Here is an 829-nt window from a genome sequence, read left to right on the forward strand (position 1 = left end):
ACCAGAACGGTGATGAATAGGGCAAAGGAAATTTTCTGGAACTTACGGTGTTCCATTTCCACCTGCTCTAGACGCTCTGATTGACCGACATAGTGAATGGTCTGTTCCGCAAACTCTTTTTGCTGACGGAACGCATCTTCACTAATTTGGTTGAGTTGTTTTTGCTCCAAACGCACTAAGCTGGTGTATTTTTTGTACGCTTGCAGTGACAGTTGATATTCGCCCGCCTGTTCGTAACCCAAGCCCAACAAACGGTAAGATTGCTGCTTGATGAAGTTTTTGTTTTCCGGCGCTTTTTCGACAAGCTCTAAGGCTTTCTTCGCGTTTTCAATTACTTTTTTGCTGTCGTTCTGATGATAAGCGAGACCAGACTGAAGTAGGGCGGCTTTCGCTTCAAGCTGAGGGATATCCGCGTATTCCAGTAACTCTGTCGCACGTTCCAGATATGGCTCTGCAAGTGCGCAGTTGTAGAGTTGCAGGTAAGTCGCAGCCAAGCTCAACCGAATCTTAATGGTGCGATTGATATTACGACTGGTGCTTTCGTGATCCAGTACGTTGAAGTAGTGCACCAAAGCAAGATTGAACTTGCCTTGATAAAAATAGATGTCGCCCATTTGTTCAAGTACATCGGCCAAAATAGGGGAGCTTGGGTAAGAGTCGTAGAAATCTGCAGCCTGAGACAGATATTCAATGGCTTTGTCGTACACACGACGTTCTTGGAAAAGTCTCGCCAGCAAGCGGTTTACTTTGGCAAGGCGAGTACCGCTGTCACTTTCGATGGACTGCCAATAACCGTAAAGCAGTTCTGAAAGCGCAAGGTTGTATTTTT

General features: G+C 45.8%; 1 protein-coding gene. It reads right to left on the reverse strand.

Annotated elements, in window-relative coordinates; translation table 11 throughout:
• The coding region (locus tag R8O11_RS26500) for a tetratricopeptide repeat protein (RefSeq protein ID WP_318194778.1) at positions 1–829 on the reverse strand (829 nt) is incomplete at both ends.

This window comes from Vibrio sp. 1288 (assembly GCF_033344475.1).